Source organism: Methylobacterium aquaticum, assembly GCF_001043915.1.
Classification (GTDB): domain Bacteria; phylum Pseudomonadota; class Alphaproteobacteria; order Rhizobiales; family Beijerinckiaceae; genus Methylobacterium; species Methylobacterium aquaticum.
Genome location: NZ_LABX01000019.1, coordinates 1 through 8292, shown reverse-complemented (window position 1 = coordinate 8292; position 8292 = coordinate 1). Strand labels below are relative to the sequence as shown.

General features: G+C 71.2%; 6 protein-coding genes. 5 read left to right on the top strand and 1 reads right to left on the bottom strand.

Annotated elements, in window-relative coordinates; translation table 11 throughout:
• The 3 genes from VP06_RS02635 to VP06_RS02625 form a co-directional block, all read left to right on the top strand.
• A partial coding sequence (locus VP06_RS02635) for a response regulator (RefSeq protein ID WP_063928342.1) occupies positions 1-704 on the top strand: 704 nt, incomplete at its 5' end.
• 5 nt (positions 705-709) lie between these two features.
• On the top strand, positions 710-2080 hold the full coding sequence (locus VP06_RS02630; protein WP_048462285.1) for an ATP-binding protein: 1371 nt from the start codon (positions 710-712) through the stop codon (positions 2078-2080).
• A gap of 195 nt (positions 2081-2275) precedes the next feature.
• On the top strand, positions 2276-3484 hold the full coding sequence (locus VP06_RS02625; protein WP_053081501.1) for a glycosyltransferase family 87 protein: 1209 nt from the start codon (positions 2276-2278) through the stop codon (positions 3482-3484).
• A gap of 85 nt (positions 3485-3569) precedes the next feature.
• On the opposite strand, the gene polA is transcribed toward VP06_RS02625, so the two are convergent.
• Positions 3570-6629 carry a DNA polymerase I gene (gene polA, locus VP06_RS02620; RefSeq protein ID WP_048462284.1) on the bottom strand — a complete coding sequence of 1020 codons (3060 nt, stop codon included), beginning with the start codon at positions 6627-6629 and terminating at the stop codon, positions 3570-3572.
• 291 nt (positions 6630-6920) lie between these two features.
• Here polA and VP06_RS02615 point away from each other — a divergent pair, with 291 nt between their 5' ends.
• Both VP06_RS02615 and VP06_RS02610 read left to right on the top strand, forming a co-directional pair.
• Positions 6921-7391 carry a hypothetical protein gene (locus VP06_RS02615; RefSeq protein ID WP_048462283.1) on the top strand — a complete coding sequence of 157 codons (471 nt, stop codon included), beginning with the start codon at positions 6921-6923 and terminating at the stop codon, positions 7389-7391.
• Complete coding sequence (locus VP06_RS02610; RefSeq protein WP_048462282.1) at positions 7391-8041, top strand: ribonuclease T2 family protein; 651 nt, start codon at positions 7391-7393, stop codon at positions 8039-8041. The genes VP06_RS02615 and VP06_RS02610 overlap by 1 nt, the downstream gene beginning before the upstream one ends.
• Positions 8042-8292: the final 251 nt, after the last annotated feature.

Sequence of the window (8292 nt, the reverse complement as noted above, 5' to 3'; positions counted from 1 at the left end):
GGGCGGAGCTGCCCGACCACGCCCCCCACATCCTGGTGGTCGACGACGACCGGCGCCTGCGCGACCTGCTCGCCCGCTTCCTCGGCGAGAACGGCTACCGGGTCACGGCAGCGGCCAGCGCCGCCGAGGCGCGGGCGCGGGGCCGCAGCCTCGTCTTCGACGCGGTGGTGCTCGACGTGATGATGCCCGGCGAGACCGGCTTCGACTATGCCCGCCAGATCCGGCTGACCTCGCAGGTGCCGATCCTGATGCTCACCGCCCGCTCGAACCCGAACGACCGGGTCACCGGGCTCGAGATCGGCGCCGACGACTACCTGCCGAAGCCGTTCGAGCCGCGGGAACTCATCCTGCGCCTCAACAACATCCTGCGCCGCAGCGCCCGCGGGCCGGCCGACGGCGCAGCCTCCCCGCTCGACGCGGTGCGCTTCGGGCCGTTCCAGTTCCGCATCGAGCGCGGCGAGCTGACCCGCGACGACGAGGCGATCCGCCTCTCCGAGCGCGAGCGCGAGATCCTGACCATCCTGGCGCTCGCCCGCGGCGGCAATGTCGAGCGCGAGGCGCTGACCGGCACCAACGGCGCCGCCAACGAGCGCACCGTCGACGTGCAGATGAACCGCCTGCGCCGGCGCATCGAGGACGACCCGGCCAACCCGCGCTACGTGCAGACCGTGCGCGGCGTCGGCTACCGGCTGGTCCTGGACTGACGGACATGCCCGCCCCGCCCCTCGCCGGGACGCTGCCGACGCCCCGGCGGGCCTGGCGCCGGCTCGGCCGCGTGATCGGCGACCGGCTTCCGAAGGGGCTCTACGCCCGCTCGCTCATCATCATCATCGCCCCGATGGTGCTGCTGCAATCGGTGATCGCCTACGCCTTCATGGAGCGGCACTGGCAGCTGGTGACCCGGCGCCTCTCGGCCGCCGTCACCGCCGACGTCGCCGCGCTCATCGACATCTACGAGAGCTATCCGCAGGACAAGGGCGCCGAGACCCTGGAGCGCATCGCCGGCGAGCGGCTCAACCTCGACGTCGACATCCTGGAGGGGGCCAAGCTCCCGGCGCCGGGCCCGCGGCCGTTCTTCTCGCTCCTCGACGAGGCCCTGTCCGACGAGATCCGCCGCCAGATCGCCCGGCCGTTCTGGATCGACACGGTCGGGCGCTCCAGCCTGATCGAGATCCGGGTCGAGATCCCCGGCGGGGTGATGCGGGTGATCGCCCGGCGCAGCCAGGCCTACGCCTCGAACTCGCACATCTTCCTGCTCTGGATGGGCGGCTCGTCGATGGTGCTGCTCGGCGTCGCGATCCTTTTCCTGCGCAACCAGATCCGGCCGATCCTGCGGCTCGCCGACGTGGCCGAGAGCTTCGGCAAGGGCCGCGAGCTGGATTTCCGCCCCCGCGGCGCCCGCGAGGTGCGCAAGGCCGGCCACGCCTTCATCGAGATGAAGCGGCGCATCGAGCGGGCGATGGAGCAGCGCACCACCATGCTCAACGGGGTGAGCCACGACCTGCGCACCATCATCACGCGGTTCCGGCTCTCCCTGGTGCTGCTGCCGCAGACCCCCGAGATCGACGACCTGCAACGCGACGTCGACGAGATGAGCCGGATGCTGGAGGGCTACCTCGCCTTCGCCAAGGGCGATTCCGGCGAGCCGGCCGCGGCCATCGATCTCAGGGCCCTGCTGGAGGACGTTCGCACCGACGTGGAGCGCCTCGGTGGCCACGTCTCGGAGGTGACGCTGGAGGGCCAGTCGACCGTGACGGTCCGGCCCGACGCCTTCCGGCGCTGCCTGTTCAACCTCGCCTCCAACGCCGCCCGCTACGGCGACACCATCGCGATCACCGCCCGCCAGGAGGCGCGCTGGCTCGCGGTCTCGATCGACGACGACGGCCCGGGCATCCCGATCGAGCTGCGCGAGGAGGTGTTCAAGCCGTTCGTGCGCCTCGACGACGCCCGCCAGGATGCCGGGGGATCGGGCCTCGGCCTCGCCATCGCCCTCGACATCGCGCGCGCCCATGGCGGCGACGTGGCCTTGCACGATTCGCCGCTCGGGGGCCTGCGCGCGACGGTGCGCGTGCCGGCGTGAGAGGTCGGCGAAACTGACCGTTAAGACCGCTCCCCCTAACCTCCCGGCCGGAGCCGGGGCCCAGGATGCGGACGTCCAGCCCACGGCCGCCCGGATCCGACGCGCCTCCCGGAGGCGGGCACCCGATCGCGGGCGCGAGAACTCCGAAGGCTGCGGCCGGCCGGGCGCCACGTCCCCGAGGCGAGAGAGCACGCGATGCCCCTGATTCCCGCGCCCCGGCGGCCGATCGCACCGAGCACGGTGCTGATGATCCTCGGGATCCTGAGCACGCTGCCGATCCTGGTGCGCTATTACCGGCCGGCCGGGGGCGGGCTCGACGTCACCGGGCATCCGATCGGGCGCGACTTCATCAATGCCTGGGCCGGGCCGCGCCTCGCCTTCTCGGGGCAGCTCGACACCCTGTTCGACCTCCCGGCCTATCACGCGGCGATCGGCGCCCTGTTCGGCACCCCGCTGCCCTTCCACAATTGGAGCTATCCGCCCTTCACGCTGCTGCTGCTCGGGCCGCTCGGGCAATTGCCGTATTTCGTGGCCCTCGCGGTCTGGACGCTCGGGCTGTTCGCCGCCTTCGCGGGCGTGACGCTGGCCGGCCTCCCGCCAGAACGGCGCCCGCGCGCCCTGCTGCTCCTCGCGCTGGCGCCGGCCTGCCTCATCAACGCCGCCGGCGGCCAGAACGGCTTCCTCACCGGCGCCCTGCTGCTCGGCGGCCTGCTCGCCCTGGATCGCCGGCCGGTTCTCGCCGGCATCCTGTTCGGCCTGCTCACCTACAAGCCGCAGCTCGGCCTCGTGCTGCCCCCGGTCCTGATCGCGCTGGGCGCCTGGCGGACCATCGCGGCGGCCATCGCCACCACCCTGGCGCTGGTCGGCGCGTCGCTCCTGGCCTTCGGGGTCGATCCCTGGCGGCACAATCTCGGCGAGACCAGCGCCTTCCTGTACGGCCTGCTCGATTCGTTCCACGGGTTCTACGCCTACATGATGGCGTCGGTCTTCGCGGGCGCGCGCACCTTCGGGCTGTCGATGGCCGCGGCCTGGGGCCTGCAACTCCTGGTCTCCGTTCCGGTCCTCGCGGCGACGGTCTGGGCCGTGCGCCGCGCCCGCGATCCGCTGCAACGCGCCGGCCTCGTCGCGGCGGCGGTCCCGCTTCTGACGCCCTACGCCTTCAACTATGACCTGACGCTCGTGGCGGCCGTGCTGGTCTGGCGGCTCTTGGCGGCCGAGCCCGGCGCCCAGCCGGACCGGCTCACGGTCTTCGCCTGGCTGAGCCCCGCCCTGATGATGCCGTTGCAGATGTTGGGCTTCGGCGGGATGCCGGTGCTGCTGGTGGCGCTGTTCGGGGTCCTGGTCCGGGAGGTGGCGCAGCCCCAGGCCGGCCCGGCCAGGGACCCGGCGCCGGCCCTGCCGTAAGACGACGGCACCGCCGGATCGTGCGGGGCCGTTGTCGCAAGCCCGCGGCGCCCGTTCAGGGCGCCTTGGTTCAATGCGCCTCCGTTCAATGCGCTTCCTGCCAGTTCGTCGCCGCCTTGGCCTCGACGGCGAGCGGCACCCGCAAGCTCACCGCCGGGTGCGGCGCCTCCTCCATCACCCGGGCGATGATCGGCAGCGCGCGATCGACCTCGTCGTCGGGCGCCTCGAAGACCAGTTCGTCGTGGACCTGAAGCAGCATCCGGGTCGAGAGGCCGGCCGCCGACAGGGCGCCCTCCATCCGCGCCATCGCCCGGCGGATGATGTCGGCGGCGGTGCCCTGGATCGGGGCGTTGATCGCCTGGCGCTCGACCGAGGCGCGTTCCTGCGGGTTGTTGGAGCGGATCTGCGGGTAGTGGCAGACGCGGCCGAACAGCGTCGTCACGTAGCCCTTGTCGCGGCAGATCTTCTTGGTGTCGTCGATATAGGCGCGGATGCCGGGGAAGCGCTCGAAATACTGCTTGATGAAGGCCGAAGCTTCGCCCTGCGGGATGCCGAGCCGGTCGGCGAGGCCGAAGGCCGAGATGCCGTAGATGATGCCGAAATTGATCGTCTTGGCGCGCCGGCGCAGGTCCGGATTCATCTGGTCGAGGGGCACGCCGAACATCGCCGAGGCGGTGGCCGCGTGGATGTCGATGCCGTCGGCGAAAGCCTGGCGCAGCTGCGGGATGTCGGCGATGTGGGCGAGCAAACGAAGCTCGATCTGGCTGTAATCGGCCGAGATCAGCTTGTGGCCGGCATCGGCCACGAAAGCCTGGCGGATGCGCCGTCCCTCCTCGGTGCGGATCGGGATGTTCTGGAGGTTGGGGTCCGACGAGGACAGCCGCCCGGTCGTGGTGGCGGCCAGCGCGAAGGAGGTGTGGACCCGGTCGGTCTCCCGGTCGGCATGCTCCTGGAGACTGTCGGTATAGGTCGATTTCAGCTTCGAGAGCTGGCGCCAGTCGAGGATCTTTCGCGGTAGCTCGTGGCCCTGGCCGGCCAGTTCCTCCAGCAGCGTCGCGGGCGTCGCCCACTGGCCGGACGGGGTCTTCTTGGCGCCGGGCAGGCCCATCTTGCCGAACAGGATGTCGCCGATCTGCTTGGGCGACGAGACGGAGAATTTTTCCCCCGCCATCTCCTGGATCTCGTCCTCCAGCCGCGTCAGCGACTGGGCGAAATCGCCCGAGAGCCGGCTCAGCATCTGGCGGTCGACCTTGATGCCCTCGCGCTCCATCCGCGCCAGCACCGGCACCAGCGGCCGCTCCAGGGTCTCGTAGACGGTGGCGCGGCGCTCGGCGGCGAGCCGCGGCTTCATCAGCCGCCACAGCCGCAGGGTCACGTCGGCATCCTCGGCGGCGTAGGCCGTGGCCTTGTCGAGGGCGACCTTGTCGAAGGTGACCTTCTGGCGCCCGGTCCCGGTGACGTCCGCGAAGGTGATCGGCTGGTGGCCGAGATGGCGGCGAGCCAGTTCGTCCATCCCGTGCGAGCCCTTGCCGGCATCGAGCACGTAGGAGATCAGCATCGTGTCGTCGAAGGGCCGGACCTCGATGCCGTGGCGGGCGAGAACCAGCCAGTCGTACTTGACGTTCTGGCCGACCTTGAGCACCGCCGGGTTCTCCAAGAGCGGCTTCAGGCGCGCCTGCACGGCCTCCCAGGAGAGCTGCCCCGGCAGCAGGCCGCCGCCGAACAGGTCCTCGCCGCCGCGATGGCTGAGCGGGATGTAGCAGGCCCGGCCCGGCCCGGTGGCGAGGGAGACGCCGACGAGATCGGCCTTGTTGGCGTCGAGCGCCGTGGTCTCGGTATCGACCGCGACCACCCCGGCCGCCACCGCCTCGGCGATCCAGGCTTCCAGGCTCTCGACCGTGGTGACGGTCTCGTAAGCAGCCGTGTCGAACGGCTTGACGGCTTCCGCCGCCCGGGCCGCCACGAGGGTGGTGGGCGTCGCCTCGGTCGCGGCCTTCGGCTTCGGGGGCGCATCCGGCAGGTCGAGATCGGCGAAGGGATCGACCTCGGCCTTCGCCTCGGCGGGCGCGTCCGGCGTGTCGCCGAAGAACGGCGTGACATCGCTGCCGCCCTTCGCGTTGGAAAAGCCGGTATCGGCCCCCGCCGGCAGCAGGGCGGGGTCGGGCCGCACCGCCTCCGGGTCGACGTGCAGCATCTGGGCGATGCGGCGCGTCAGGGTGTTGAATTCCATCGCCTTGAGGAAGCCGACGAGGCGCTCGGGATCGGGCTTCGGCAGACCGAGGTCGTCGAGGGGCACCGGCACCGGCACCTGCTCGTCGAGGGCGACGAGGCGGCGCGACAGCCGGGCCTGATCGACGTGACTCAGCAACGTCTCGCGGCGCTTCGGCTGCTTGATGGTCGCCGCCTTCTCCAGGAGGGCGTCGAGGCTGCCGAACTCCTTGATGAGGGACGCCGCGGTCTTGAGCCCGATGCCGGGCACGCCCGGCACGTTGTCGGAGGTGTCGCCGATCAGCGCCAGGGCGTCGCCGATCTGCTCCGGGGCCAAGCCCTCCCAGCGCTCCACGATCGCCGCCCGGTCGAGGTTGCGCTCGGGCCGGTAGCCCGGCTTGCCCTTCTGGCCCGATTCGAAATCGTAGAACCGCACCAGGTCGCCGACGAGCTGCATCAGGTCCTTGTCGGAGGACACGATGATGACCCCGGCCCCCCGCGCCTCGGCCTGGCGCGAATAGGTGGCGATCAGGTCGTCGGCCTCGTAACGTTGCAGCTCGATCGGGTGCAGGCCGAAGGCCCGCACCGCGTCGCGCATCAGCGGCATCTGGCGCTTCAGGTCCTCGGGCGCGTCGGGCCGGTGGCCCTTGTAATCCGGAAAGATCTCCTTCCGGAACGAGCCTTCGGACTTGTCGAACACGATGCCGAGATGGGTCGGCATCACCCCGGCGGCACCCTCCTGCACGAACTGGGCGAGCTTGGCGCAGAACAGCCGCACCGCCCCGGTCGGCAGCCCGTCCGAGGGGCGGAAATTGTAGCGCTCGGGCTGGTTGATCGACTGGAAATAGGCCCGGAAGATGAAGGACGAGCCGTCGACCAGGAGCACCTGATCGCCGGGGCCGACGGGCTTCGTCTCGGGGGCGGTCTCGGTGCTCATGCGGGCTGACATCTTTTCCGGCGGGCCGTTCAGACCCTGTCTTAGTCCGTCGCCGGGGCGAGGCAAACCGCGGCGCGGGCGCGCTCCCCGGGATTGCCCGGGGCGGGAATGCCAGGCAATGGGTGTGCCCCCGGCACACCAGCCGTCCGCGAAAGCGCGGGCGCGCGGGTGCGGAAGCTTGACTCGGCGCGAGCGGACGCCTGGTGTCAGGCGAGAGAGCAACCGTCATTCGCCCGGAAACCAGGGTGCCGCCTTCGCGGGTGGGCGCCGCCCGGGCCCAGGGACCGGCCCATGCGCAAGACACCCCTTCTCGCCGCCCTCCTGCTGGGGCTCACCACCGCCGGCCTGTCGCAGGCCGAGGCCCGCTCGGCCCGCCAGGAGATCGCCCCGGCCGAGGAGCGCGAGTTCCCGTTCGACGCCCAGATCCCCGGCTGCCAGGATGAAGGCGTGCTGGAGAAGATCACCTACCAGTTCGCCGAGAAGGAGGCGAAGTTCTGGAACTCGACGCTGACGATCGCCGCCTACGACAGCATCGAGCGCACCGCCTGGCGGCCCTGGGGGCTCGACTTCATTCCCCGCCGCTTCTGCACCGCGATGGCCACCACCTCGGACGGGGTGCGCCGGCGGGTCGATTACTCGGTGCGCGAGAGCCTCGGGATGATCGGGATGACCTACGGCGTCGAGTTCTGCGTCCACGGCCTCGACCGCAACCTCGCCTACGCCTACGCCTCGGCCTCGTCCTGCCGCGAGGCCCGTCCGTGATGATCCGGCTCGCCGCCGCCCTCCTCGCGCTCGCGACCCTGGCGAGCCCAGCCGCCGCGCAGGGGCGCGGGGCTGAGCCCGGCTCGTTCGACTTCTACGTCCTGGCGCTCTCCTGGTCGCCGACCTATTGCGCGCTCACCGGCGAGCGCCGCAACGACCGGCAATGCGAAACGGGCCGCAACCCGGGCTTCGTGGTCCACGGCCTGTGGCCGCAATACGACCGCGGCTTCCCGAGGGAGTGCGGCGCGTTTCCCCGCAGCCCGAGCCGCCCGGCCATGGCCGAGGCGGAGGGCGTGTTCCCGAGCGAGGGGCTGGCCCGGCACGAATGGCGCCAGCACGGCACCTGCTCGGGCCTCGACCCGGCGGCGTATTTCCGTGCCACCCGCCGTGCCCGCGAGGCGGTGACGATCCCCGCCGCCCTGTCGGGCCCTCGGGAAGACCTGCGCGCCGCCCCGATCGACATCGCCCGCCAGTTCGTCGCCGCCAATCCGGGCCTGCGCCCGGACATGATGTCGGTCACCTGCAAGGCGGGGCAGCTCGAGGAGGTGCGGATCTGCTTCACCAAGGACCTGCGCGGCTTCACCGCCTGTCCCGAGGTGGCCCGCCAGAACTGCCGCGCCGGAGAAGTGACGGTGGGGGCCGGGCGGTAAATCGGACCGCCGTTCCGGTTCGGACTCTGATCCCGAGGGCGTGGTTGCCTGCTCGCGGACTCATCGGCCGGTCGGTCGAATGGATGGCATCCTGAGGCGGTCGGCATGAGGTGGCGACAGGGTTGATCCGGCCATCGCAGCAAGGACCGCAGCAGGAACGGAAGCCGGTCGCGACGGCGACCACGATACACGATCGGACGGTCCGTCTGGCATCAGGTCCTTCCCACCCTCAACCTCATCCTGAGGTGCGA